The organism is Aequorivita iocasae (assembly GCF_016757735.1).
GTDB lineage: Bacteria > Bacteroidota > Bacteroidia > Flavobacteriales > Flavobacteriaceae > Aequorivita > Aequorivita iocasae.
In genome coordinates this window covers 1,248,695-1,273,934 of record NZ_CP068439.1, presented here as the reverse complement: position 1 = coordinate 1,273,934, position 25,240 = coordinate 1,248,695, and the positions used below count along the sequence as shown (strand labels likewise).

The following is a 25,240-nucleotide window of genomic DNA, read 5'->3' as shown; positions in this document are numbered from 1 at the left end:
AAAATGTTGATTTAAAATTTCCAAAAATAGAATTTATAAAAATATCATAAAATTGAGGATATAACCTCTTAAAATTCAATTTTTAACATTTACAAAATGAATTTAGCTATAAACTCCCTTTAACTTTCTGAAATATCTGAAGTGCATTCCCATCTGTCATGCTAGAGATATAATTGCAACACTCCATTAAATATCCATATGTTGACTCACTTTTAGTGGGGTCACAATCCACAAGCGCCAATAAAAGCTTGTCATAATGACGGGGCCTACCCTTTTGATGGTTTTCAAATGCTGTTGTAAAAACATCCAGTAAGGTTGATAATATAGCATAGCCGGCTATCTCCTTTTCCATTACCTCTGTGCTTTGGTATACTTTTTCTACACTTATTTTTATGATATCGGCAATCTGGGCTTTGTATTGGCTCCTGGCCAAAAGTGCTTCAGAGAAGGTTCCTTTTAAAATTTCTTCCTCGTTTTCAATAAATATAGCTGCCGCCTCTGCAATCAACGTATTTATAGCAAGGGAACGCAAATAAGCCAATCTGTCCTGCACGGTTTTTAATCGTGAATAGATGTCCTTTTTTAAACTGTCCCGAACCAGATTGATTAAATATTCCAGCGCGATATCTTCTTCAATCAATCCTAAATTTATACCGTCCTCAAAGTCAATAATAGTGTAGCAAATATCGTCGGCAGCCTCCACCAGAAATGTTAGCGGATGGCGGGAATATCCATTATTACCCCTCTCTAAAAGGCCAAGTTCTGTAACCACTTCATTAAAAAAACTTGTTTCGCTTTGAAAAACGCCAAATTTTTTATCAGCAACATGCGCGGTAGGTTTATGGGGAAGCGATTGTTTGGGGTATTTCATAAAAGCTCCCAAGGTGGCAAACGTTAATCGCAGGCCGCCTTCCACGCCGTTTTTGGATTCCGTCAGGATTTTAAAACCGTTTGCATTCCCTTCAAATGCGACGAAGTCCTGATATTCCTTTTCGGTGAGTTGCTCTTTAAAACGCTTGCCTATGCCGTTCAAAAAATAATCGCCAATTGCCTTTTCGCCACTGTGCCCAAAAGGTGGGTTGCCAATATCGTGCGCCAAGGAAGCCGCAGCTACTATAGCTCCAAAATCGTTGAATTGATAGCCGTGGGTATTCTGCAATTGTGGATGTTTTTTCAGTATTTCCTTTCCTACTATTCGTCCCAACGAACGGCCCACGACCGACACTTCCAAACTATGTGTCAATCGGGTATGTACAAAAGAGGTTTTTGAAAGTGGAATAACCTGTGTTTTATCCTGCAAACTTCGGAAAGCTGAAGAAAAAATTACACGATCATAGTCCACCTCAAAACCTAAGCGGGTTTCGTTTTCTTCAATACGCAACCTTTTGTTTTTATCTCCTTGCTTGCGCAACGAGAGCAATTGTTCCCAATGCATCATGAGTATTCAAAATTTATGGGCAAGATACTATTTTCAGAAAGCAATCCAAGGAATTTTTTTCGTCTTAGCGCTTAACCTTTAGGTAACCCTAAAATGACGAATTGGTAATAGCCAATTAACATCGCCTTTACATAAGTCCGGTTTCTTTGCACAAATAAATCAAACGACAAAAATGAAAACTTTTTTAAAACTTTTTTTATTCTTTTTTACTGCAATGACCTTTGCACAGCAAAATGGTTCTATAGTAGGTAAATTGACTGATACGGATTACAATAATGAACCATTGCCTTTTGCCAATGTTTTTATAAAAGGCACAACAATAGGGGTAACCTCAGATATGGATGGCCTGTATGCTATTGAAAATGTAAAGCCTGGCACTTACACAGTGGTTTTCAGCTATGTGGGATATGAAACCGTTGAGATTGAAAATGTAACCGTTACCGCAAATAAAGTTACAAATGTAGATGTGCCCATGGGCGCCAGTGCGGCAGCACTGGACGAGGTAGTAATCAAAACAACCACCCGCAGGGAAAGTGAAGTGGCCCTATTGCTGGAGCAGAAAAAGGCGATTGCGATTAAAGAAAGTATCGGCGCTGAACAATTATCAAAGCTTGGTGTTTCTGATGCCGCAGGAGCAACCACAAAAATTTCGGGAGTATCAAAAACTGACGGCAGCGGCGATGTTTTTGTGCGCGGTCTGGGCGACAGATATTTATACACAACTTTGAACGGCCTTCCTATTCCTTCTGATAACATTGAAAGAAAAAATATAAACCTGAACCTTTTCCCCACAAGGATGATCGAGAGTGTAGATGTTAGCAAAACCACATCGCCCAATCTATCTGCAGATCAAGCTTCGGGAAATATTGATATCAATACGAAACAACTTACGGGCAGCAATCTATTGTCAATAAGTGCAAGTGCATCTGTAAACACGAATGTAATAAATGATGGTGTTTTTAACAATTTTAAGGTTTCGCCTAATTATAATGATGTGTCCTTCGGTTTTTATCAAAAAAGCGTTCCTACAAACCAAGCCATTACAGACCAAAGCTGGAGTCCCGAAGTAGTTGATTTTCCAATCAACAGATCTTATTCCTTAAGTGCCGGAACAAAAATTGGCGATAAGCTCAGCCTTCTTTTTACAGCAGGCCAGTCTGAAGAATTTGAATACAGAGAAGGCTCATTTAAACAATACCGCTCCAACTTTTTGGATGATGTAATTCCTGATGCCATCACGTGGAACAAAGAAGTAGCCACCTCCGGTCTTTTCAATATCAGGTTCCGGGCGGATGATAACAATGACATTAAATTCAACACCCTTTTAATCAACAAAATTGAAGACGAAGTTTTTGAAGGTGGCCGTTCGGGTGAAGGGGTAATTTTTGAAGAAACCGACCCCACTGAAGGCCTGTCGCAATTTATCCGCGATCAGAATCTTAAAAAGACTTTGCTTTCGGTTACCCAGCTTAGCGGCGAACATAAAATAGGTGAAAAAAACGAACTGGATTGGGCAGGAGGCTATAACTTTTTAAGTGCCGATGAGCCCAACCGTATCCGCAACGAAGTAAACTTTAATGAAAACCTTGTGCAATTAGGACGTACAGGTGGTTTTCAACAAAGAAAGAGTATCCAAAAAATTGAAGATACCGAATACAATGGCCGCTTAAACGATTTGATTAAAATTATTGACGAGGAAGAAAATCTTTTCCACATAAATATTGGCGGTACGTATAGAAACAAAACAAGAGACTTCGGCTCACAGTTTTTTGGTGTTGAAGAAACGGTAACGAATGCCGTAAATCCTTCCTCCATTGATGAAATCTCTACTATTTTCACACAGCAAAATTTCAACAACGGGCTTTTAAAACGAAACACACTTTCGCCCGATTTCTATACTGGTGATATGCAGTCTACTGCAGGATATACAAACGTGACGGGAGTGAAAGGAAAAATAACCGTACAGGCGGGCTTAAGATTTCAAAGAGATAATATTGATGTGAACTGGGATGTAAACAATTTTCCCGGCAGAAAGGGAAGTACCAACAAAGACTACCGCAGGGTATTTCCTTCCTTCAACATAAAATATGCCTTGAACGAAAAGCACAGCATCCGTTTTGCAAATAGTTACACCACTACCCTTCCAGAATTTAAGGAAATCGCTCCCTTTGAGTATGTTTCACCAGTGGGCCAGGTTACCCGCGGTAACCCAGATGTTGAAGCTTCCTTAAATAGAAATTTTGATTTGAAGTGGGAATTCTTTCCGTCAAGAGATCAACTTTTATCGCTTACAGGATTTTACAAGCTTATTGAAGACCCGATCAATAAAGTTCAAGACAGAGGTTCTGCCGGTGTGTTCTCTTACTTCAATGCTGGTAACGAGGCCGAAGTCTATGGATTGGAATTAGAAGGCCGTGTAAATTTAATTTCGGGTGATGAGAGACCTAACTTAAAGCTAAATATGAATGCTTCAAAAATGTGGCACAAGCAAGATTTGAAAGAAGTATTCGACGCTGAAGGAAATTTTGTAAGAACCTTTAGATATAAAGGTTTGACAGAGACAGACCTTCAAGGCGCATCAGACTGGATTGTAAACGGATCGCTAAACTTCAATACCAATACCGAACATCCTTTTGAAGCCACCCTTTCTGGAAATTATGCCTCTGACCGGATTTACGCTTTGGGAGCACCAGAATTCCAATCATCTGGAGATGTTAACTACAACGATGCGATTGTCGAAAAAGGGTTCGTTTCCCTGGATTTGATTCTTAGTAAAGAAATAACAAAGAATTTCAAAATAGGGCTTTCAGGAAAAAACATACTGAACCCCAAAATAAAAAGAACACAATTAATAAAACCCAGCACCACGAATATTGAAACGGAAGAAACAGTTCTTTCATACACGCGTGGGGCCCGTTTTGGCTTAAATCTTAACTATACCTTTTAAACAAAGAATGTCTAACTTCAATTAAAAATGAAAATGAAAAACTTTAAAAAATTTGCAATTTCAATTGCAGCAATAAGCACGCTATTCCTTATAGGTTGTAGCAGTGATGACGGTTTTACATCGGGTGATGATGAGCCAGTAGAAAACACACAACTTACAGGTTCTCTGGAATCTGATAGAATTTTAGATCCTACTGTACAGTACACCGTTACTGGCCCCTACCTTGTAAAATCAGGCGCTAAATTAACCATTCCAGCAGGAACGGTAATCGTTTCCCAAGTTGGTACGGACAAATACATTGCCGTAGAACAAGGCGGTAAAATTGATATTCAAGGTACTTCGTCAAATCCAGTTGTAATGCGATCTGAAAACAACAGCGCTGGAGATTGGGGCGGATTATTGCTATGCGGAAAAGCTGCCACAACGGAAGGTGTGGGCGTTACAGCCGAAGTAGGTGGCCTTATTTACGGCGGAAATGACAATGCCGATAACTCTGGTAAGATTGAATATTTGATAATACGTGGAGCTGGAGCACAAATTAATTCAGAATCGCAGTACAACGGCCTTACACTTTATGCAGTAGGTTCCGGGACACAGATTTCAAATGTAGCTGTAATAGACGGTGCGGACGATGGTGTCGAGTTTTTCGGCGGAACGGTTTCTGCTTCCAACCTTTATTTCGAAAACAATGAAGATGATGCTGTAGACTGGACGGAAGGATGGAATGGTACAATTACCAATACTTACGTGAGCCACTCCAAAACATTTTCTACAGCTGTAGAGGCAGATGGGGATAATGCAAATCCAAAATTGGTAAACTTTACGGCAGTTTCTGCTGTGGGTGGAACCGCCTTACAGTTTAAGAAACAATCTGGTGCGACCATTACCGGTTTATCGCTTTTAGGTTACAGTACCAGAATTGATATGAAAGATAACGGACCCCTATCAAACGTTATTATTGATGGTGAAATTGCTGATCCATCTAACGGTTACAATGCTCCTGCAACTGTACCACTGTCTATGTTTGCTTGGGCTACGGAAAATAATTCTGACACCTCGGTATTACCAAGCACAATTACCGGAACTACTGAATTGAACGCTAGCCTTGTGTACCTTCTTCAAGGTACTACACTTGTAAAGTCTGGCGGAAAATTGATTATACCTGCGGGAACAATCATAATTTCTGAAACCGGTACTGATAAGTACATAGCTGTAGAACAAGGTGGAGAAATTGAAATAAATGGTACAAATGAAAATCCGGTGGTAATGAAATCTGCTGGAGGCAACCCTGGAGATTGGGGCGGACTTTTACTTTGTGGCGAAGGCATTACCACGGAAGGGGTTGATGCCATTGCAGAAGTGGGTGGTCTTGTGTATGGCGGAACTAACAATAATGACAGCTCAGGAAGTATTGAGTTTTTAGTTATTCGCGGTGCGGGAGCACAAATAAACTCAGAGTCACAATATAACGGCCTTACACTGTATGCGGTTGGTGCAGGAACATCAATTTCAAACGTAGCTGTAATTGATGGGGCGGATGACGGAATTGAATTCTTCGGAGGAGCAGTTTCTGCAACAAACCTTTATTTTGAAAACAATGAAGATGATTCAGTGGATTGGACTGAGGGCTGGAGCGGAACAATTACCAATACTTACATTCTTAACAATGGCCCAAGTTTTTCTACAGCTTTAGAAGGCGATGGCGATAACAACAATCCTTCTTTCGTAAATTTAACGGCTATTAACACCAGCAATCCAGGAAGTGGAATCGCGATTCAATTTAAAAAGCAATCTGGAGGTACATTTACCAATGTATTGCTTACGGATTATGGTACGAATGTAGATATGAAGGACAATGGGCCGTTGGCAAACGTTATTGTAAACGGTGTTCCATTGGTTACTCCTAATGACAATGTATTTAATGGTACTGCAGTAGATATTTCAGGGTGGGATTGGATTAGCAATTAATTTTAAGTTTTTAATTCTACAATTAAAAAAGAGCCTCTTGAATTCAAGAGGCTCTTTCTATATTAAAAAATTAATAGAATTAAGGATTGTTTGAAACAACGTAGGTATCGGTAACAGTCCACGTTTTAACTTGTGCAATACGAGAGGCATCATAAGAAACTTCCCTCTTTGAATTTCCTTGAAAGAATACCCAAGTTCCTACTTTTTCACCGTTGTCATATTGTGCTACAGCAGTTTTGCTTCCATTAATATCATAACTTACCCATTCTCCGGTAAGTTTATTATCTATAGTATAATATCCCGTTTGGGCTATCATTCCATTGTTGTGATAAATTGTTGCTTTAATAACATCACCGTCTAATACATAAGTGTTTTTAGTTTCTTCTTGTGCTAGAGCTACCGAAGTTAAAAAAACAACCGCCAATATTGTGAATATCTTTTTCATTTGTTCAAGTTTAAAAAATTTGGAATAACCAAAGTTACAAAATTAACCCTTACGAAACCATTTGGTAACGTTAACTTAACATTAAAACTTTAATATCTTCATTATTAATCTTTTAAATACACTAATCAATAACTTAATGATTTGATAAAACTAATTTCACACTAAGTTGTTATTGAAAGATTTTCTTTGTAATTGCCTATTATATTGGGCAATTTTGAAATCGTTTAGTTTTTGTCGACTAGATTTTCAAATGGGGCTGTTTGTTATGAACAGCCCTTTTTTATTAAATTTATAATGGACCAAAAGAGAGTTGCTTAACATTATGGAAACATATAATAAGTATAAATTTTAGTCCTTTGCAGCGACAAAAACTATTATCGATTACAAAATGCGCCAAAAGAATATTTTCTTTATTGGTTTTCTCTTTTTATGTGTTTCCATTGGTAATTCACAAATAGATATTCCAAAATTTGGAGAGGGAATGTTTAACATTGTGGGTAAAGACAGTACATGGAGTGTACGTTTCGCCCCAAGAATTCAAGTGAGAGCCAATTCTTTTTGGGATCACGAGGCCGATAAATTTGGAAAACCGGAACACAGTTTTCTCATTCGCCGCGCCCGTCTTAAATTTGACGGTTTTGCATATTCCCCAAAACTTCGCTATAAAATAGAATTGGGCCTTTCAAATCAAGATATTTCAGGTGCTTCAGAATTTACGGGCAATTCTCCCAGAATCATTTATGACGCAGTAGTAATGTGGGAGTTCTACAAAAATCTTGAGTTATGGGCAGGACAGACAAAACTTCCGGGAAACCGCGAGCGTGTTATTTCATCTGCGAACCTTCAGCTTATAGATCGCTCCAGGCTTAACAGTATATTCAATATTGATAGGGACCTGGGGATACAACTTCGGCACCGCTTTTATGCTTCTGAAAAATTTCTGATAAGAGAAATGTTTGCTGTTTCGCAAGGAGAAGGAAGAAATGTAATAACAGGAAATCTTGGTGGCCTTCAGTATACTAGCCGTATAGAATTGCTGCCTTTTGGTGAATTTATCAAAAAAGGAGATTATATTGGGGGTGATATTTATAGGGAAAAAACACCTAAACTGGCCATTGGAGCCACTTATGATTTAAATGTAGATGCGGTAAAAACCCGCAGTAATCAAGGAAGCTATATGCGAAATGATATAGGTTTTTACGAAACCAATATTAGTACGATCTTTATAGATGCTATGTTTAAGTACAATGGCTTTTCGTTAATGGGCGAATATAGCTACCGCGATGCGGAAAACCCAATAGCCACCAACAGCGACGGAGCTATTACTGGAAATGAAGTTTATACTGGACAGGGCTTTAATATTCAGGGCGGATATGTATTTAAAACCAATTGGGAAGTAGCTGGGCGCTTTACCGCTATTGTGCCCGACAATACATTTTCAACAAACGACACAGAAAACCAATTTACGTTGGGAGGCTCCAAATATATAGTGGGCCATAAACTAAAAGTCCAAACAGATTTAACATATTCAACCATAGGCGGAGAAAGCAATTTTATAGAGTACCGGATGGGTTTCGACCTTCATTTTTAAGAAAAATACAGATAACAATTTGGTAACAATCAATCCTATTTTATATAGGAAATTTGCACCAACTTAATTAAAACTAGAATGGATAACATTTATTTATTAATGATTGTCGCTCTTGCAGCACTTGCAATTGCAGATTTGGTGGTTGGGGTCAGTAATGATGCGGTAAACTTCCTAAACTCGGCCATTGGCTCTAAAGCCCTTTCCTTTCGAACCATTTTGATAATTGCCAGTTTGGGCATCTTCATTGGAGCCGTTTTCTCAAGTGGAATGATGGAAGTTGCACGCAAAGGAATCTTCGTCCCCGGTGAATTTTACTTTGATGAAATAATGATCATCTTCATGGCCGTAATGATTACTGATATCTTATTGCTGGATTTTTTCAACACTATAGGCTTACCCACTTCTACTACGGTTTCCATTGTGTTTGAACTTTTGGGCGCTGCAGTTATTATGGCGCTTATAAAAATAGGGCATAACGATGCGGAAACAATTTCCGCTATCACAAAATATATCAATACCGAAAAAGCAATTGAAATCATTACAGGGATACTCTTATCGGTAGCAATTGCATTTACTGTGGGGGCGGTTGTACAATACTTATCGCGCCTGGTCTTTACATTTCATGTGGAAAGAAAAATGAAATATATAGGAGCCATTTTTGGAGGTTTGGCTCTTACCTGTATCAGTTATTTCATTCTTGTAAAAGGATTAAAAGGCACTCCATTTTACGGAAGTTTTAAAGATATAGTTGAAAGCGATACTTGGTTATTAATAGGCGGAAGCTTTGTTTTTTGGACTGTTTTCTCACAGCTTTTTATGATGATCTTCAAAAAGAATATTTTAATTATCGTAATTGCGGTAGGTACTTTTAGTCTAGCGCTGGCCTTTGCCGGAAATGATCTGGTAAACTTTATAGGCGTTCCTATGGCGGCGTACCACAGTTATATAGACTGGTCAGCTTCTGGCGTGGCCGCTTCAGAATATACCATGCAGAGTCTTGCCGAAAAAGTTCCAGCAGAACCTATGCTTCTCTTTATTGCAGGGGGTGTTATGGTGCTCACTTTGTGGTTTTCCAAAAAAGCGCGTACCGTTTCTGATACCGAGATTGATCTTGCACGCCAAGGCGAGGGCCATGAAAAGTTTAGCCCAAACATGCTTTCAAGATTCTTAGTAAAATCAAGTACCCAATTGGCAACCTACTTTGATTATATTATCCCACAATCGCTTCAAGAGAAAATAGACAAGCGTTTTGAGAAACCGGTTGTTAACCTTCCAAAACATAAAACCTATGAGCTTCCCGCTTTTGATATGATTCGCGCCTCCATAAACCTTATGGTTGCCGGAATATTGATTGCCACTGCAACTTCTATGAAATTGCCCCTTTCCACCACATACGTAACTTTCATGGTTGCAATGGGTACTTCACTTGCAGATAGAGCTTGGGGCCGCGAAAGTGCAGTTTACCGAGTTGCCGGGGTAATGAATGTAATTGGCGGATGGTTTTTTACTGCTTTTGTAGCATTTGTAGCAGCAGGAACTCTTACCTATTTAATATTTATAGGAAGAGGCGCTATGATAGCCGTATTGCTATTATTAGCTATTCTTTTGTTAGTTCGAAATTACATTTCACATAAAAACAAAGTAAAACTGAAATTGGACAAAACCGGCTTGAAGAAAACCGAAAGCAAAACCGTCCAAGGAATTATTCAGGAAAGTGCTGAAAACATAAGCAATGTGGTTTCACGTTCCAACAAAATTTATACTGATATGCTCCGGGGTCTTGCCAAACAAGACACCAAAAAATTGAAAAAGAGCAAAAAAGGCGTAAATAAATTGAATGACGAAGTTGAGGAACTGCGGGACAATATCTTCTATTTCATCAAGAATCTTGATGAAACCAGCGTCCGCGGAAGCAACTTCTATATTATTATCCTTGGCTATTTGACCGATGTGGTGCAGTCTTTGGAATTTATTTCAAAAGCGAGCTACAAGCACGTGAACAACAATCACAAGGCGCTTCGCTTTAACCAAATAAAGGATTTACAGGAAATAGATCAACATTTGGAAGAACTTTTAAATGAAATTGAAGATATTTTCCACAAAAAGGAATTTCAAAGAATTGGAAAAGTACTTGATAAAAAGGATGAGATTTTCCAAAGCCTTTCACATAAAATTGAAAAGCAAATAGCACGAACCCGCACCGAGGAATCAAGCCCCAAAAATACCACCTTGTATTTCAGCCTTCTGTTGGAAACAAAAGATTTGGTAACGGCCTTGATGAATTTAATGGAAGAATATTACACAAGCTATAAGAAAGCTTAATTTTAATAAAATTTGATTAAAGGAGCCTCCATTGGAGGCTCCTTTATTTTTACCCACCTCCTTGAGATTCTTTCATCAAAAGCATAGGGCATCTGCCGTATTTTGATGCCTTACGGACCTATTTTCCATCAAAAAAATTCTTCGTTTAAATTTTATGTTGGAATATTGTTTCAGCAACCAATAAATCTTAAAATTATGAAACTAAAATTTTTATCTATTGTATTTATGATAGCCTGTGGTTTTGTCTCTGCACAAGACAAGGTTAAATATAGTGACGAGGAAAAGGATATGCTGAAAACCTATTATTTCAATGAAGGTTTTGACCAACCGGCCACAAAAAAAGTATCAACCGTTATTATGAAAGACGGTTCAGAACACAAGGGATACTGCAAAGGAGTGGTAACCAAAAAAGGACAGATTGCCCAAATTGTTTTTAAGGACAGTGTTACAGACAAAAAAGAAACCTATGACGCATCACAAATTGCGGAAGCCTATCTGTATGCTAGCGGTTGGGAGAAGTTCGGAAAGGTCTCACAAAAGTTCAGTAATTTCGGGATGGGAAGAAGAAACAGCACAAAAAAATTGACGAGCAACGATCAAATTTATTTCGTAAACCAAAAAGTTTCCCTAAAAAACAAGAAAGACGAAAAGGAATTTTTAATGCAATTGATCAATCCTGAATTCAGCCAAATAATCTCGGTTTACCACGATCCCTTCGCAAAGGAATCTTCTGGATTTAAAATGGGCCCTGGCCCTACCATTGGCGGTGGCGTTGTAAAATCGTATTATGTTCAAAAAGGAGATAAAGTATTTTGGCTCCCAAAAAGTGATTTTGAAGAAAATTATGAATTTCTATTTGGGGATAACGCTGAATTTATGGCAAAGTATCCTTACAAATCAATCAATTGGGATTGGTTTAGCGCACTGGTTTTGGAATATACCAAAATGTCTATGCCAAAAGATCAGGAATAATATAAGCGAATTCAACAACTCAAATGCCGCAGTGTTTATTTAAACGCTGCGGCATTTTCGCTATAAAAACAAATCCTTGAAGGGATCGTTTTGGAAATAGTAATAATCGATCATTAAAACCAAAAGGTTTTGAATAAAATGCACAAGCATTCCTAACCAAAGGGTTTTATAACGATACCTTAAGTAGCCCAACACCATCCCAAAAGGAAATATCCATAAAATGGACAGAAAGGAAAAATGAACAAGTGCAAAAATAAAAGCCGTAGCTATAATGGTTACCCAGGGATTTGCGAAGTTTCTCAACTGATTGAACAAAAAGCCCCGAAAAGCCAATTCTTCAAAAATCGGTGGGAATATTACGGTAAATAGCAATGCCCAAAACAATGGATAGTTATAGGCCGCATATTCGTAAAATATATTGTCTGATTCATCAAATAATAAACTATTAATTTCTTCAACAAATATGTATACTACTATTGCGGTAAAAATTGGAAAAACAATCCCAAAAATCATACTTTGCCATGAAATATATTTCACATTATATAGGGCAAGAATCTTTTTAAAATCGAAGAAGCTGAAAAATAATGTAAGTACAATAAATATAGATTCAATTATAATTTCAGTCTGGAGGGTAATCTCATCCTCTTTATAAATAAAAAAAGCAATTATTGAATAAAGGAGAAATGTGAGGTAAAAGGCAATTACAAGTTGTACACTTTTGCTTTCAATTCCGTGTTTGCTTTGCTGGATTGCTTTTCCGCAACCACCACAATATTTCGCGTGTTGTTTTACAGGAGCACTACAATATTTACAGCTCAACAACATCTATTTAAGCATTGCGGAGTTGTAACGCAGAATTAATTCCTTTCGATAAATAAACAATTATGAAACCTTTTATCAATAGACCCTTATAAATCGTTTCGGGCTCAATCAAACCATTCAAGACGAGCGTTGTCAAATAAACCAGTAATCCTAAAATCAAAGCTACCAAAGGACGTTTCTGTGACCAAAAACCCAGTAATAAATAACTTATTGAAAGAATTGAATTTACTATTAAGACGGATGAGTCATCAAGTTTAAAAAAATAATATAACCCAGATAAAAAAGCAATTGCGGCAACTACAAAAAGACTGTTCCTCCCTTTTTTAATTAGGGATGAAGCTTCCGCCTGACCTCTCTTTTTCATCACTTGCCTTGCATGAAAACCTGATTGTTCTTGTGTTGTTCCCCCTTCTGGGTATCCACAATCATTACAATATTTCTGATCCAATTCTATCTCAGAATTGCATTGGGAACAGATTTTCGAGGCAATAAGTAAGTCTTCCATAATCCAATTTATAAAAAGGCTAATATAAAATAATCCATAAAAAAAGGAAGACAATTGCCTTCCTTTTCAAAAAAGTATGAATAAATTTTAGGACCCGCACATCAAACAATCATCATCCGCCGCGTTTTTGGATTGCGCAAGCATTTCCCGTAATTCTTGCGGCGTCATTGGTTTTGTTGAAACATTTTCCGCTACAATCGCTGTAGCCTCAGCACCAACAGTTTCTTTTTTATCTTCCTTTTTAAGTGTGAATTTAATAGCATCCACGGCACTTTTTGTCCTTAGATAATACATTCCGGTTTTTAGGCCGCTTTTCCACGCATAAAAGTGCATCGAGGTTAATTTTGCCATATTTGCGTTTTCCATAAATAGGTTCAACGATTGGCTTTGATCAATGAAATAACCACGTTGGCGGCTCATATCAATAATATCCTTCATCGACAGCTCCCAAACAGTTTTATAAAGTTCCTTCAAATCCTGCGGAATTATTTCCACATCTTGAATGGAACCGTTGGCACGCATGATTTCTTCTTTCAAATCCTCATTCCACAAACCAAGCGCAACCAAATCCTCCAAAAGGTGTTGGTTCACAACGATGAATTCCCCGGAAAGTACGCGACGTGTATAAATATTTGAAGTGTACGGCTCAAAAGCCTCATTATTTCCAAGGATCTGCGAAGTGGAAGCAGTCGGCATTGGCGCCACCAAAAGTGAATTGCGCACGCCGTGTTTTTTTACATCTTTTCGCAGTTTACCCCAATCCCAGCGGCCGCTCAATTCCTCATCATTTATTCCCCATAAATTATGCTGGAAAAGTCCTTCGGAAATTGGCGATCCTTTATAGCTTTCATAGGGCCCGTCTGCCTTTGCTTCTTCCATGGAAGCGGTTACGGCAGCAAAATAAAGCGTTTCAAATATTTCTTGGTTCAATTTTTTAGCTTCATCGCTTGTGAAAGGCAAACGGAGCATAATAAATGCATCAGCCAAACCTTGGATTCCCAATCCAACAGGACGGTGACGGAAATTTGAATTTTGCGCTTCAATCACCGGATAATAATTTCTATCAATTACGCGGTTCAGGTTTTTGGTTACGCGTTTGGTTACTTTGAAAAGTTCTTTGTGGTCAAACTCGCCATTCTTTACAAACATCGGCAGGGCGATGGAAGCCAAATTACAGACCGCAACTTCGTCCGGTGAAGTGTATTCCATAATTTCCGTACATAGGTTTGACGACTTTATGGTTCCCAAATTTTTCTGGTTGCTCTTTCGGTTCGCCGCATCTTTGTAAAGCATATACGGTGTACCGGTCTCAATCTGCGATTCCAAAATTTTCTCCCAAAGTTCGCGGGCCTTTACCGTTTTTCGGCCTTTCTTTTCAGATTCATATTTGTGGTACAGCGCTTCAAATTCCTCGCTGTGGCATTCAAAAAGTCCTGGACATTCGTTGGGGCACATAAGCGTCCATTCAGCATCATCCTGCACACGTTTCATAAATAAATCCGGAATCCACATCGCATAAAATAGATCGCGGGCGCGCATTTCCTCTTTTCCGTGGTTTTTCTTCAAATCCAAAAAGTCGAAAATATCAGCGTGCCAGGGTTCCACATATATTGCGAAACTTCCTTTTCGTTTTCCACCGCCTTGATCCACATAACGCGCAGTATCGTTGAACACGCGAAGCATCGGCACGATTCCATTTGAAGTTCCGTTGGTTCCACCAATGTACGATCCCGTTGCGCGAACGTTGTGGATAGAAAGGCCGATTCCGCCGGCAGATTGTGAAATTTTTGCGGTTTGTTTCAAAGTGTCATAAATACCGTCGATACTGTCATCTTTCATAGCAAGCAAAAAGCAGGAAGACATTTGTGGTTTCGGCGTTCCACTATTGAAAAGCGTTGGCGTTGCGTGGGTGAAATATTTCTTTGACATCAATTCATACGTCTCCTTCACGGCAGCCAAATCATCCAAATGGATGCCCACGGAAACACGCATCAGCATATGTTGCGGACGCTCGGCTATTTTTCCGTTCAGCTTCAATAAATAGGAACGTTCCAAAGTTTTAAAACCGAAATAGTCATACCCAAAATCACGGTTATAGATAATTGTGGAATCCAATTCCTCGGCATTATTTTTTATCACTTCAAAAACCTCATCGCTCAGCAACGGAGCCTTTTTCCCGGTACGCGGATTCACGTATTCGTAAAGATCCGTCATCACTTCCGAAAATGATTTTTTGGTGTTTTTATGAAGGTTTGAAACGGAGATGCGCGCGGCCAAACGTGCATAATCCGGGTGCGAAGTGGTCATTGTCGCCGCAATTTCAGCGGCCAAATTATCGAGCTCGCTGGTGGTTACGCCATCGTAAAGCCCTTCTATCACGCGCATTGCTACTTTCACTGGGTCAACCAATTCGTTTAAGCCATAGCACAATTTGCGCACTCGTGCCGTGATTTTATCGAACATAATCGGTTCTTTGCGGCCGTCTCTTTTTACTACATTCATAATTTTTAAATTTTATCGGTTAGTATTTTAGCTGAAAAACCTTGTGCGCGATGCTGATAATGCACACAATCAACTAATTATATTGAATTATATATTTTGGGGAAAGCGGGAGCTTTCTAAAAATCTGCGTCGAAACTGATTTTGTTTGATTCCTTGTCTTTGTTGGTAACGCCGGCTTTTTGGTATTCGCCCACACGTTTTTCAAAGAAATTGGTTTTGCCCTGAAGCGAAATCATATCCATAAAATCAAATGGATTGGTAACGTTGTATTCTTTTTCACAATCCAACTCAACCAAAAGTCTGTCGGTTACAAATTCAAGATATTGCGTCATCAATTTTGAATTCATACCAATCAAACTTACCGGAAGTGATTCGGTAATAAATTCTCGTTCAATATTTAAAGCGTCCACAATTATTTCGCGAATGCGCTCTTTTGGAACCTTGTTTACCAAATGATGATTGTGAAGATGCACGGCAAAATCGCAATGAACGCCTTCATCGCGGGAAATCAATTCATTGGAAAAAGTTAGCCCGGGCATCAAGCCGCGTTTTTTCAACCAAAAAATAGAGCAAAATGCACCTGAAAAGAAAATTCCTTCAACCGCTGCAAAAGCAATCAAACGCTCGGCAAATGAATCGCTTTCAATCCATTTCAGCGCCCAATCGGCTTTCTTTTTAATTGCCGGAAATGTTTCGATTGCGTTGAAAAGCTGGTCCTTTTCCTTTTCATCCTTCACATATGTATCAATCAACAACGAATAGGTTTCACTGTGGATGTTTTCCATCATAATCTGGAAGCCGTAGAAAAATTTCGCTTCGCTGTATTGCACTTCATTTACGAAATTTTCAGCAAGATTTTCATTCACAATTCCATCCGAAGCGGCGAAAAATGCAAGAATATGTTTTATGAAATAGCGCTCGTCGTCATTAAGTTTTGAATTCCAATCGGTAAGATCTTGGTGCAAATCAATTTCCTCGGCTGTCCAAAAACTCGCTTCGCTTTTTTTATACCACTCCCAAATATCGTGGTGTTGGATGGGAAAGATTACGAATCTGTTTTTGTTTTCCTGAAGAATTGGTTCAATTGCACTCATATTGTCCGTTGTTTTTTAGGTTAAAATTTGCCGCTACTCGGGACTAACAAATATGGAGAAATTAAAAGGTAGTTTGGAAGAAAAAGCTTTGCGTTTTTTAACAAAGTTTTCAACACGTGATTTTCAATTGTTTACAAATTTCTAAAAATAATTTTCTGTAAATAATTGAATTTAAAAACAATAAAAATATTTTAGTAGCCTGCCGAGCATAAAAAGTTTACAAAAAATGAAAACTACAAACATAGTTTTTTTAACATTTCCAAAATTTCTGAAAATGAAAAAACCCTACCTTATTTAGGAAGAAACAGCGTCAAGCAACTACCAATATTCACTGAAAAATTAGACGTGGGACAGCTTTCCCCTGCGTTTCTACTTGACAAAAAAATCAATAAATTGGCAGCGAAAAAATTAACCGATAAAATCAAATCCACAGTAGGGCACCAATACTTCCGGAATCTTAATTCCGTTCTCGGTTTGGTAATTTTCCATAATTCCGGCCAAAACGCGCGGCAAAGCCAAAGCGCTTCCGTTTAAAGTATGCGCAAGTTTGTTTTTACCGTCTTTGTCCTTAAAGCGAAGTTTCAATCTATTGGCTTGAAATGTTTCAAAATTTGAAACAGAGGAAATTTCCAACCAACGGTCCTGTGCGGTTGAAAATACTTCAAAATCATAGGTCAACGCTGAAGTGAAACCTAAATCGCCCCCGCAAAGACGAAGAATTCTATATGGCAATTTCAATTCGCGAAGAATTTCTTTTACGTGCTCCACCATTTCGTCCAAAGCTGCGTATGAATTATCGGGATGCTCAATGCGGACGATTTCAACTTTATCAAATTGGTGCAAACGGTTCAAACCACGAACGTGCGCACCATAGCTTCCCGCCTCGCGGCGAAAACAAGGTGTATAGCCCGTACATGTAATTGGCAATTCGGAATGAGTCAGCAAATCGCCACGGAACATATTTGTAACAGGAACCTCAGCGGTAGGGATTAAATAAAGATCGTCAATGCCCACGTGGTACATCTGCCCTTCTTTATCGGGAAGTTGTCCAGTGCCATAGCCCGAGGCCTCGTTCACCAAATGAGGCACTTGATATTCTGTGTATCCGGCTTTTGTGTTTTTATCCAAAAAATAAGAAATCAACGCTCTTTGCAAACGCGCACCTTTCCCTTTATAAACGGGAAAACCTGCACCGGTAATTTTTACACCGAGCTCAAAATCTATTAAATCGTATTTTTTTGCAAGCTCCCAATGCGGAAGCGCGCCTTCAACCAGTTTTGGGATTTCGCCTTCTTTATAAACCTCTTCATTATCGTTTTCATCGGTACCGGACGGTACCAAATCGTTCGGGATATTAGGAAGTGTATAAAGTAATTGCTGCAGTTTTTCGGCAGCGGCAAGCATTTGCTCATTCAGTAGTTTTGAAGATTCCTTCAAGTCAACTGTTTTTTCTTTTAGTTCGTTTGCTTTTTGTATTTCACCGCTTTGAAAAAGTTTCCCGATTTCCTTTGAATAGGAATTGCTCCTTGCCAAAACATCATCCAATTGGGCTTGCGAAGCGCGGCGTTCTTCATCTAAACTTAAAACTTCTTCAAAAACCGAAGAAGCATCAACGCCACGTTTGGCAAGGGCTTGTATGTATTTGTCTTTGTTTTCGCGGATGTCGGTTACTTGTAGCATTTTCCTATTTTATTTTGAAGCGCAAAGTTAGGAAAATCGCCTTATTCTTTCACTGGCTTTTCACTATAATCGTTCGGTGAAGGCAAAATCCATTTACTATGCTTAAATGGGTGCCATTCTTCAGAAGCCAAATCTACCGTAGGGTCCGTAAAAGGATGATAATACCCACCGTTGACACGAACGGAAGCTTCCATATAAACAGCCACATCACGTCCTTTTTTCTCCTCAACAGCTTTTATTTTTTGTGCAAGTTGCCACATTATGTCGGGTTTTGTTGCAACGGACCCCTGTTGTTTCGAACCTAAAAGCTCGCTATAATTATAACGCTTCTTTTCACCATCGGGTTTGTTTTTTACCCAAACCGTAAGACTTCCGCTTTTGGAACGCAGCATCATACGCCAACTTAATCGATGGCCTTCTTCGGTCCAGAGCACATCATCTTTAAAGAACCAATGGCGCAATGGCAAACCTATTTGAAAGGCAAAATAAATTCCGAACACCGCAATCAGCGCACCATTATATTTGGGGACAATAACTTCATTGCCTCTATATAATTTTTTCTTCGGAAGAAACCGTTTTTGAAGAATTTCCGGAGAAAAGAAAAATAGTGCAAACGCAATTGACATATATGGAAAAATCCCGATCTGAAAGACTATTGAATTGAAGAGATGAAAAAACACGGAAACTATAAACCCCAATAGACGTGTGCGTTTCCAAAGCATTAAGGGCACAATGAGCAGATCAAAAAAGATGCCTGTATAGGCAATAGTCCAATGCACCCAGTTTTGCTGCAATAGATCGCCAATGAGCCAATAATGCTTTCTACTCTCCATTAACAACGCAGCCATAGAAGCATTTAGCCAATCTGGATATAACTTTGCAATTGAGGCATAAGTATAAACAATCCATACTTGCAAAATCAAAATTAAAAGTACCCAACGGGGCATGGAAGGCGATTTAAGTTCAGGATTTAGTTTTGCATCCACAGAAAACCATCGGTTGGCAGGCAGAAAAGCCATAATCCAGCATAGCAGCATCATTAAATAATAATGGTTATTATAGCTGCTTTTCTGCATTAAATAAGCGCCTGTCCACATAATTGCATAAGCAATCATACTGAAGCGATATTTGAAACCCAGCATCACCCCAATCCCGAAAACACCCATTATCACAAAGTAATAATACATTCCCGGCCCTTGCAGCTGTTGCAAAAAATCAAACCCTATAAAGTTGAAAGTAAAGGGAGGCTCAACCAAAGTTCTTCCTAGCCAGCCCGTGGCTATAGCACCAAAAGCTTCAATTGTTATCAAAAGACCAAAGACAGCACGAAAAAGCACCAGCCCAATATTGTCTATTTGTTTGAAAAGAAATTTATCCACGGATTTTTAAAAATTGTTTCGCGAATAGTTCATCCTTTTTGATTTCTTGTTTTAAGATTTCAACAGAATCAAAAGTTTCCTCATCTCTTATGAATTTTAAAAATTCAATGGTTATAGTCCTGCCGTATAGATCTTTATTGAAATTGAGAAAATGCGTTTCAATTGTTTTTTCGGTTCCGCCGACCGTTGGGTTGGTCCCGATGCTGGTTATTCCGAAGATTTTTTCGCCATCAATTTTTGACTGTACTATATAAACACCATTCTTTGGAACCAGTTTGTATGCCTCTTTAAGTTTTAAATTGGCAGTGGGATAGCTAATGGTTCTTCCAATTGCTTTTCCTTTAACCACTTCCCCGGAAATCATAAAATTATAGCCTAAATAACTATTGGCAGTTTCAATATCGCCTTCGTTCAAGGATTTTCTAATTTTTGTGGAACTTACGGCTACATCATCTATTTCCTTGGCGGAAATTTCCTCAACCTCGAAATTATAGGTCTTTCCAAATTCCTTTAAATCCTCAATATTGGCATTGCGATTTCTTCCAAAACGGTGATCGTAACCGATGATTATTTTTTTTGCCTTTAAACCATTTACCAAAATATCGCGTACATATTCCAAAGCTGTCAATCGGGAAAAAGCATGTGTAAACGGATGGACAACAAGATGGTCGAGACCAGTATTTTTAAGTAGTTCCGTACGTTCGTCAATCGTGTTAATAAGTTTGATATCTACATTTTGCTGTAAAACCATCCGCGGATGGGGGAAAAAAGTGAGCACAGTGGAATCTAAATTTTCCTTTTCCGCAGTTTCCACCAACCTTTTTAAAATAGCTTTATGACCTATATGAACTCCATCAAAAGTGCCGATGGTCACGACGCTTTGACGGTTATTTTTATAGGCGGAAGCTGAGGAATATTTTTTCAAAATTATTTACCGTTATATGTATTCATTGTAATATTCATTCCTGCGAGGCCAAAAGACTCAATAATTTTGCAGCTCAGCTCCAATCGTTCGGGCAGCTGCTTTTCTTCTTCGGCCTCCCATTCGCCCAAAACGTAATCTACCTGTCGCCCTTTTGCAAAGGCATCGCTTATACCGAATCGGAAACGATTGTAATTGGTGGTTTGCAAAGTATTCTGAATATCCTTCAAACCATTGTGGCCGCCATCGCTACCTTTGGTTTTAATGCGGATGGTACCAAAGGCTAAATTTAAATCATCAGTTATAACAAGCATGTTTTCTAACGGAATTTTTTCTTTGTCAAGCCAGTATTTTACAGACTTTCCGCTTAAGTTCATATACGTGCTCGGCTTTAGGAAAATAAAGGTTCTTCCTTTTACTTTATGTGAAGTAACGTCGCCAAGTTTGGCCGTTTCCCACGAAAGCGAGTTTTTTTCGGCATAAAAATCCACCACTTTAAAACCAATATTATGGCGAGTATTTGCATATTTGGGGCCAATATTACCAAGGCCAACAATAAGGAATTTCTTCATTGGATCTGTTTCTTCTGAAATAGCATCGACAGTCTTTGCCGAAAAAAGTTTTTTGAAAAATGAAAACATACTGCTGTCAATCTTCCGTAAAAATAAAAAAAGCACCCCGAATTAACGGGATGCTTTTGGGTAATCTTCTTAAAAAGAAATTTATTCCTTAACTGCAGCAACATCATCAGTTTCTGTAGCTGGAACTTCTTCTCCTTCTGCACCTTCTGCAGTTTCATCTTCTTCTTCCACTTCGTCCACAATGGCGGTACGTGAAGTTCTAACTTGACAGATAACGGTGTTATCTGGATGCATGATTTTGTAATTGTCTGCCTTAAGCGACTTTGTGTACATTTTGTTACCAATACGCATTTCGGTAATGTCTGCCTCAATAAAATCTGGAAGATTTTCTGGCAACGCCTTCACGCGAAGCTTACGGTTAACAATACGCAAAACCCCACCGTTACGAACACCGCGGGAGTTACCAACGGTACGCACAGGAATTTCCATAGTTACTTCCTTATCATCAAAAATTTGGTAAAAATCGATGTGAAGAATACGGTCAGTCACTGGGTGAAATTGTATATCCTGAAGGATAGCATTAATTTTTGTGCCTCCCAAGTTGATTACAACCGTGTGTACGTCTGGAGTGTAAACCAAGTCTTTAAATGCAATTTCTTCTGCTGAAAAGCTAATTGGCTCATCCCCTCCGTAAACTACGCAAGGAACCATTCCAGCATTACGTAGGGCTTTTGTTGCCTTTTTGCCCACGCTTTCTCTTTGTGATCCTTTAATTGTAATAGATTTCATTTTGTTTGAATTGTTTATTTATTAAAAAACTCCCTAAAAAGCTGTTTTTTAGGGAGTGCAAAGATAAATTTTATTTTGGATTATCAGTTTAGGAAATTTGATTTTTTCTTTTGAAAGAAACCTACATCAAAAACTTGCCACTTATAGACTTGTTGGCATTTACGCTCAGCATAACGTCGGCAAACAATTTTGCGCAACTTATCACTCTAATTTTCTTACTAGGTTTGGTTGGAATAGAATCTGAAACAATCAGTTCGAGCATTTGCGATTTTTCAATTCGTTCATAAGCATTTCCTGATAGTAGCGGATGCGTACAGACCGCGCGAACGCTCAATGCACCGCGCTCCATCATCAAATCGGCAGCGGTAGTAAGGGTTCCGGCGGTATCGACCATATCGTCCACCAAAACAACGTTTTTCCCTTTTACATCGCCAATGAGCTCCATGTGGGAAATTACGTTCGCTTTCTCACGCTGCTTGTAGCAAATGACTACGTCGCTTTCCAAAAATTTTGAATAAGCGTAAGCGCGTTTTGAACCGCCCATATCTGGGGAAGCGATTGTTAGATTGTCAAGTTTCAAACTTCGCAAATAGGGAAGGAAAATAGTTGAGGCAAAAAGATGGTCCACTGGTTTTTCAAAAAATCCTTGAATTTGGTCAGCGTGCAGATCCATTGTGATGATTCTGGTAGCGCCTGCTGTCTCAAGCATTTTTGCCACCAATTTTGCGGCAATCGGCACCCGGGGCTTGTCTTTTCTATCTTGGCGGGCCCACCCAAAATATGGCAGGACTGCGGTTATATGCCTTGCTGAAGCACGCTTTGCAGCATCAATCATCAACAAAAGTTCCATTAAATGGTCGCTATTTGGAAAGGTGGAACCAATAAGAAACACACGACTTCCGCGAACAGATTCTTCAAAGGAAGGTTGAAATTCGCCATCGCTATAATGGGCAGTAATAACTTTTCCCAATGGAATTCCGAAGGCTTCGGCAATATCTTGAGCAAGCGCCTCACTTTGTTTGCAGGCAAAAATCTTTGGTTCTGGGATAGCAGTTGACATAAGTTTTGGTTTTGGTTTATTGAGAGTGTAAAGGTAAAAATTAATAGTTAGCCATATTTAAAAAAATAGCCGCATAAAAATTAAATTAAATTATAAATAATTGTTTATTTTTGCCTCCCGTTTGCTCGAGTGGCGGAATTGGTAGACGCGCTGGATTCAAAATCCAGTTCTTTCGGGAGTGTGGGTTCGATTCCCACCTCGAGTACAAAAGGCTTTAGCAGAAATGTTGAAGTCTTTTTTTTTACTTGGTACAACATAGGTACAACATTTCATTTTTTATTATATATAATTGGATTTATATCAATTTGATATAAATTGAGAGTTTGGAGAATAGTGAGACTATTCATATCAATTTCTTTGAGAATTTACGAAGCCAAATCCACCCTCAAAATTTACTGATATCAAATTCGTCCCTCATAAATGAATGAAAGTATGGGAGTATGGATTGTTGGATATGAAGTAATATTTTACTGATTCTATAAAATTTTTTTAATAACTCCTTCTTTTCTTACCGATAATCCCTATGATGTCACCGGAATAATTAAAAATAAAATATAAATTCCCAAAAAAAAATTTTAGTAAACTTTCAAGAAAACAACTAATATTTACTATATTTCTCGAAAATTTACTATAATTGAATCTGTCAGATTTCTTAAAAGAAAAATTATCATTTGAAAGTTATGCTTTCAGCTGGGATGAACTTCTTATTGCTAAAGCAAGGAAGTCTGAAACTTCATTACAAAGCCAATTGTCCTATGCCATACAAAAAGGAGATATCATTCCTTTGCGACATCATTTTTATTTGATTATTCCACCACGATATTCGAAATTTGGGAAATTACCAATTGAGCTATACGTTAACAGCCTATTTGAGTTTTTAGAACGTAATTATTATGTTGGTCTATACTCTGCAGCAAAATCTTATGGGGCTGGGCATCAGCAAATTCAAAAGGAATACATTCTACATGACAAGGCGCCTTTGTTATCCATTTCTAAAAACGCTATCAATCTTGACTTTTTTACCGTTTCTAAGTGGCCAAAGAAAAATATAGCATCGAAAAAAGGAGATGCAGGAATGTACAATATATCCAGTCCTTGCCTAACAGCTGTGGACTTGATTTATCATCAAACCAAAATTGGCGGATTAAATAGAATGCTCTCTGTTTTAGAAGAGTTGGTTGAAGAAATTAAATTGGCAGACGCAAAAGATTTATTGTCTTGGTACACTCAAAAAAGTGTATTACAACGTTTTGGATATTTACTGAATGAATTTGATTCAGAATCTGATATAGCAAATCTTATATATGGACATCTAAAACTTGAAAAATTCTATCCAGTTTTGTTAAGTCCAAGATCTAATGAAAAGCCTGGCGCTGTTGAGAATAGATGGAAGGTTGATGTGAACATTAAGATAGAAAGTGATTTATGATACCACGGCCAGACATAGCCAAATGGCAGCTAAAAGCGCCTTGGAGAGATTTTTCACAGGTAGAACAAGATTTAATTATCAGTCGCGCACTCGTGGACATATTTTCTGATGAATTTTTAAATGAAAATCTAGCATTCAGAGGTGGCACGGCACTTCATAAGTTATATTTAAACCCTGCGCCGCGCTATTCAGAAGATATAGATTTAGTGCAAGTTAAACCAGGACCAATAAAACCGATAATGCAACGCATAGCTGAAGTGGTTACTTTTTTTGATGAAAAAAGAAGTACTAAAATAGGTGGTCACGGAGCAAAAGCATTATATCGTTTTACTTCTGAATATGAAAATATTAGGTTGCGGTTAAAGTTGGAAATCAATTGTAAGGAACATTTTAACGTATTGCCTTGGGTAGAATTCCCTTTTGAAGTAAAAAGTAATTGGTTTGAAGGCAAAGCCAACATTAGAACCTATGATATAAATGAATTATTGGGCACAAAACTAAGAGCATTGTATCAAAGGAACAAAGGAAGGGATTTGTTTGATTTGGATTATTCAAGATTGAACCAAGAGTTAGACATTCCAAGGATTGTAGATTGTTTCTATGAGTATATGAGTGTTTCAGTGGGAAAAGCACCTACTAAAAAGGAGTTTATGCTCAATGTGGAAGAAAAGGAAAACAATCCTGATTTTATTGGAGATATGGAAGCTTTATTGAGACCCGAAATTAAATATGATCAAGATGCAGCTTTTGAATGGCTGAAAAATGAACTAATTGAAAAGCTTAAATAATATAAT

The 25,240-nt window shown here is 38.3% G+C and carries 19 protein-coding genes and 1 tRNA gene; 8 read left to right on the top strand and 12 right to left on the bottom strand.

The features are described 5' to 3' along the window. Positions 1 to 106: 106 nt before the first annotated feature. Complete coding sequence (locus JK629_RS05960) at positions 107 to 1,435, bottom strand: deoxyguanosinetriphosphate triphosphohydrolase (protein WP_202338005.1); 1,329 nt, start codon at positions 1,433 to 1,435, stop codon at positions 107 to 109. Between the two features lie 175 nt (positions 1,436 to 1,610). Here JK629_RS05960 and JK629_RS05955 point away from each other — a divergent pair, with 175 nt between their 5' ends. Both JK629_RS05955 and JK629_RS05950 read left to right on the top strand, forming a co-directional pair. Beyond that, entirely contained in the window at positions 1,611 to 4,385 is a 2,775-nt protein-coding gene (locus JK629_RS05955) for a TonB-dependent receptor (RefSeq protein WP_202337695.1), read from the top strand. Between the two features lie 33 nt (positions 4,386 to 4,418). Then, entirely contained in the window at positions 4,419 to 6,353 is a 1,935-nt protein-coding gene (locus JK629_RS05950; RefSeq protein WP_202337694.1) for a hypothetical protein, read from the top strand. Between the two features lie 79 nt (positions 6,354 to 6,432). Here JK629_RS05950 and JK629_RS05945 read toward each other — a convergent pair whose 3' ends face one another. After that, positions 6,433 to 6,798: a toxin-antitoxin system YwqK family antitoxin gene (locus tag JK629_RS05945; RefSeq protein WP_202337693.1), complete on the bottom strand. Its 366-nt coding sequence runs from the start codon at positions 6,796 to 6,798 to the stop codon at positions 6,433 to 6,435. 388 nt (positions 6,799 to 7,186) lie between these two features. On the opposite strand from JK629_RS05945, the gene JK629_RS05940 reads away from it, so the two are divergent. The 3 genes from JK629_RS05940 to JK629_RS05930 all read left to right on the top strand — a co-directional run bounded on the left by JK629_RS05940 (position 7,187) and on the right by JK629_RS05930 (position 11,683). Continuing rightward, the gene (locus JK629_RS05940) at positions 7,187 to 8,389 is read left to right on the top strand and encodes a porin (protein ID WP_202337692.1); all 1,203 of its coding nucleotides are present in this window, start codon (positions 7,187 to 7,189) and stop codon (positions 8,387 to 8,389) included. 78 nt (positions 8,390 to 8,467) lie between these two features. Further along, positions 8,468 to 10,711: an inorganic phosphate transporter gene (locus JK629_RS05935; protein WP_202337691.1), complete on the top strand. Its 2,244-nt coding sequence runs from the start codon at positions 8,468 to 8,470 to the stop codon at positions 10,709 to 10,711. Between the two features lie 195 nt (positions 10,712 to 10,906). Continuing rightward, entirely contained in the window at positions 10,907 to 11,683 is a 777-nt protein-coding gene (locus JK629_RS05930) for a hypothetical protein (protein ID WP_202337690.1), read from the top strand. 60 nt (positions 11,684 to 11,743) lie between these two features. Here JK629_RS05930 and JK629_RS05925 read toward each other — a convergent pair whose 3' ends face one another. The 10 genes from JK629_RS05925 to JK629_RS05880 all read right to left on the bottom strand — a co-directional run bounded on the left by JK629_RS05925 (position 11,744) and on the right by JK629_RS05880 (position 23,017). Beyond that, positions 11,744 to 12,502, bottom strand: coding sequence for a CPBP family intramembrane glutamic endopeptidase (locus tag JK629_RS05925; RefSeq protein ID WP_202337689.1), 759 nt, complete (start codon positions 12,500 to 12,502; stop codon positions 11,744 to 11,746). A 10-nt stretch (positions 12,503 to 12,512) separates the two neighbouring features. Beyond that, complete coding sequence (locus tag JK629_RS05920) at positions 12,513 to 13,010, bottom strand: zinc ribbon domain-containing protein (RefSeq protein WP_202337688.1); 498 nt, start codon at positions 13,008 to 13,010, stop codon at positions 12,513 to 12,515. Between the two features lie 87 nt (positions 13,011 to 13,097). Next, entirely contained in the window at positions 13,098 to 15,512 is a 2,415-nt protein-coding gene (locus JK629_RS05915) for a ribonucleoside-diphosphate reductase subunit alpha (RefSeq protein WP_202337687.1), read from the bottom strand. Positions 15,513 to 15,628: 116 nt separating this feature from the next. Continuing rightward, a complete protein-coding gene (locus tag JK629_RS05910; RefSeq protein WP_202337686.1) occupies positions 15,629 to 16,606 on the bottom strand; it encodes a ribonucleotide-diphosphate reductase subunit beta in 978 nt (325 codons plus the stop codon). A gap of 408 nt (positions 16,607 to 17,014) precedes the next feature. After that, the gene (gene serS / locus JK629_RS05905) at positions 17,015 to 18,286 is read right to left on the bottom strand and encodes a serine--tRNA ligase (RefSeq protein ID WP_202337685.1); all 1,272 of its coding nucleotides are present in this window, start codon (positions 18,284 to 18,286) and stop codon (positions 17,015 to 17,017) included. A 41-nt stretch (positions 18,287 to 18,327) separates the two neighbouring features. Then, positions 18,328 to 19,665, bottom strand: a complete 1,338-nt coding sequence (locus tag JK629_RS05900) for an HTTM domain-containing protein (protein WP_202337684.1) — start codon at positions 19,663 to 19,665, stop codon at positions 18,328 to 18,330. Further along, positions 19,658 to 20,590, bottom strand: a complete 933-nt coding sequence (locus JK629_RS05895; RefSeq protein WP_202337683.1) for a bifunctional riboflavin kinase/FAD synthetase — start codon at positions 20,588 to 20,590, stop codon at positions 19,658 to 19,660. The genes JK629_RS05900 and JK629_RS05895 overlap by 8 nt, the downstream gene beginning before the upstream one ends. 2 nt (positions 20,591 to 20,592) lie before the next feature. Then, positions 20,593 to 21,228 (bottom strand): aminoacyl-tRNA hydrolase, encoded by a 636-nt coding sequence (gene pth, locus JK629_RS05890; RefSeq protein WP_202337682.1) that lies wholly within the window; start codon positions 21,226 to 21,228, stop codon positions 20,593 to 20,595. Positions 21,229 to 21,309: 81 nt separating this feature from the next. Continuing rightward, on the bottom strand, positions 21,310 to 21,957 hold the full coding sequence (locus JK629_RS05885; protein WP_202337681.1) for a 50S ribosomal protein L25/general stress protein Ctc: 648 nt from the start codon (positions 21,955 to 21,957) through the stop codon (positions 21,310 to 21,312). Between the two features lie 121 nt (positions 21,958 to 22,078). Next, positions 22,079 to 23,017 (bottom strand): ribose-phosphate pyrophosphokinase, encoded by a 939-nt coding sequence (locus JK629_RS05880; RefSeq protein WP_202337680.1) that lies wholly within the window; start codon positions 23,015 to 23,017, stop codon positions 22,079 to 22,081. A 123-nt stretch (positions 23,018 to 23,140) separates the two neighbouring features. Between JK629_RS05880 and JK629_RS05875 the strand changes: the two genes are divergently transcribed. The 3 genes from JK629_RS05875 to JK629_RS05865 all read left to right on the top strand — a co-directional run bounded on the left by JK629_RS05875 (position 23,141) and on the right by JK629_RS05865 (position 25,234). Then, positions 23,141 to 23,222: transfer RNA gene (locus JK629_RS05875), tRNA-Leu, on the top strand. Positions 23,223 to 23,651: 429 nt separating this feature from the next. Further along, positions 23,652 to 24,446, top strand: a complete 795-nt coding sequence (locus JK629_RS05870; protein ID WP_202337679.1) for a type IV toxin-antitoxin system AbiEi family antitoxin — start codon at positions 23,652 to 23,654, stop codon at positions 24,444 to 24,446. Continuing rightward, positions 24,443 to 25,234 carry a nucleotidyl transferase AbiEii/AbiGii toxin family protein gene (locus JK629_RS05865; RefSeq protein ID WP_202337678.1) on the top strand — a complete coding sequence of 264 codons (792 nt, stop codon included), beginning with the start codon at positions 24,443 to 24,445 and terminating at the stop codon, positions 25,232 to 25,234. The genes JK629_RS05870 and JK629_RS05865 overlap by 4 nt, the downstream gene beginning before the upstream one ends. Positions 25,235 to 25,240: the final 6 nt, after the last annotated feature.

Bases quoted from the DNA above. Each gene is read 5' to 3' on its own strand.
- JK629_RS05950 (WP_202337694.1), top strand. From the start codon at position 4,419: ATGAAAAACTTTAAAAAATTTGCAATTTCAATTGCAGCAATAAGCACG.
- JK629_RS05920 (WP_202337688.1), bottom strand. From the start codon at position 13,010: ATGGAAGACTTACTTATTGCCTCGAAAATCTGTTCCCAATGCAATTCT.
- JK629_RS05930 (WP_202337690.1), top strand. From the start codon at position 10,907: ATGAAACTAAAATTTTTATCTATTGTATTTATGATAGCCTGTGGTTTT.
- JK629_RS05880 (WP_202337680.1), bottom strand. From the start codon at position 23,017: ATGTCAACTGCTATCCCAGAACCAAAGATTTTTGCCTGCAAACAAAGT.
- JK629_RS05935 (WP_202337691.1), top strand. From the start codon at position 8,468: ATGGATAACATTTATTTATTAATGATTGTCGCTCTTGCAGCACTTGCA.
- JK629_RS05940 (WP_202337692.1), top strand. From the start codon at position 7,187: ATGCGCCAAAAGAATATTTTCTTTATTGGTTTTCTCTTTTTATGTGTT.
- serS (WP_202337685.1), bottom strand. From the start codon at position 18,286: ATGCTACAAGTAACCGACATCCGCGAAAACAAAGACAAATACATACAA.
- pth (WP_202337682.1), bottom strand. From the start codon at position 21,228: ATGTTTTCATTTTTCAAAAAACTTTTTTCGGCAAAGACTGTCGATGCT.
- JK629_RS05945 (WP_202337693.1), bottom strand. From the start codon at position 6,798: ATGAAAAAGATATTCACAATATTGGCGGTTGTTTTTTTAACTTCGGTA.
- JK629_RS05915 (WP_202337687.1), bottom strand. From the start codon at position 15,512: ATGAATGTAGTAAAAAGAGACGGCCGCAAAGAACCGATTATGTTCGAT.
- JK629_RS05865 (WP_202337678.1), top strand. From the start codon at position 24,443: ATGATACCACGGCCAGACATAGCCAAATGGCAGCTAAAAGCGCCTTGG.
- JK629_RS05910 (WP_202337686.1), bottom strand. From the start codon at position 16,606: ATGAGTGCAATTGAACCAATTCTTCAGGAAAACAAAAACAGATTCGTA.
- JK629_RS05955 (WP_202337695.1), top strand. From the start codon at position 1,611: ATGAAAACTTTTTTAAAACTTTTTTTATTCTTTTTTACTGCAATGACC.
- JK629_RS05960 (WP_202338005.1), bottom strand. From the start codon at position 1,435: ATGCATTGGGAACAATTGCTCTCGTTGCGCAAGCAAGGAGATAAAAAC.
- JK629_RS05885 (WP_202337681.1), bottom strand. From the start codon at position 21,957: ATGAAATCTATTACAATTAAAGGATCACAAAGAGAAAGCGTGGGCAAA.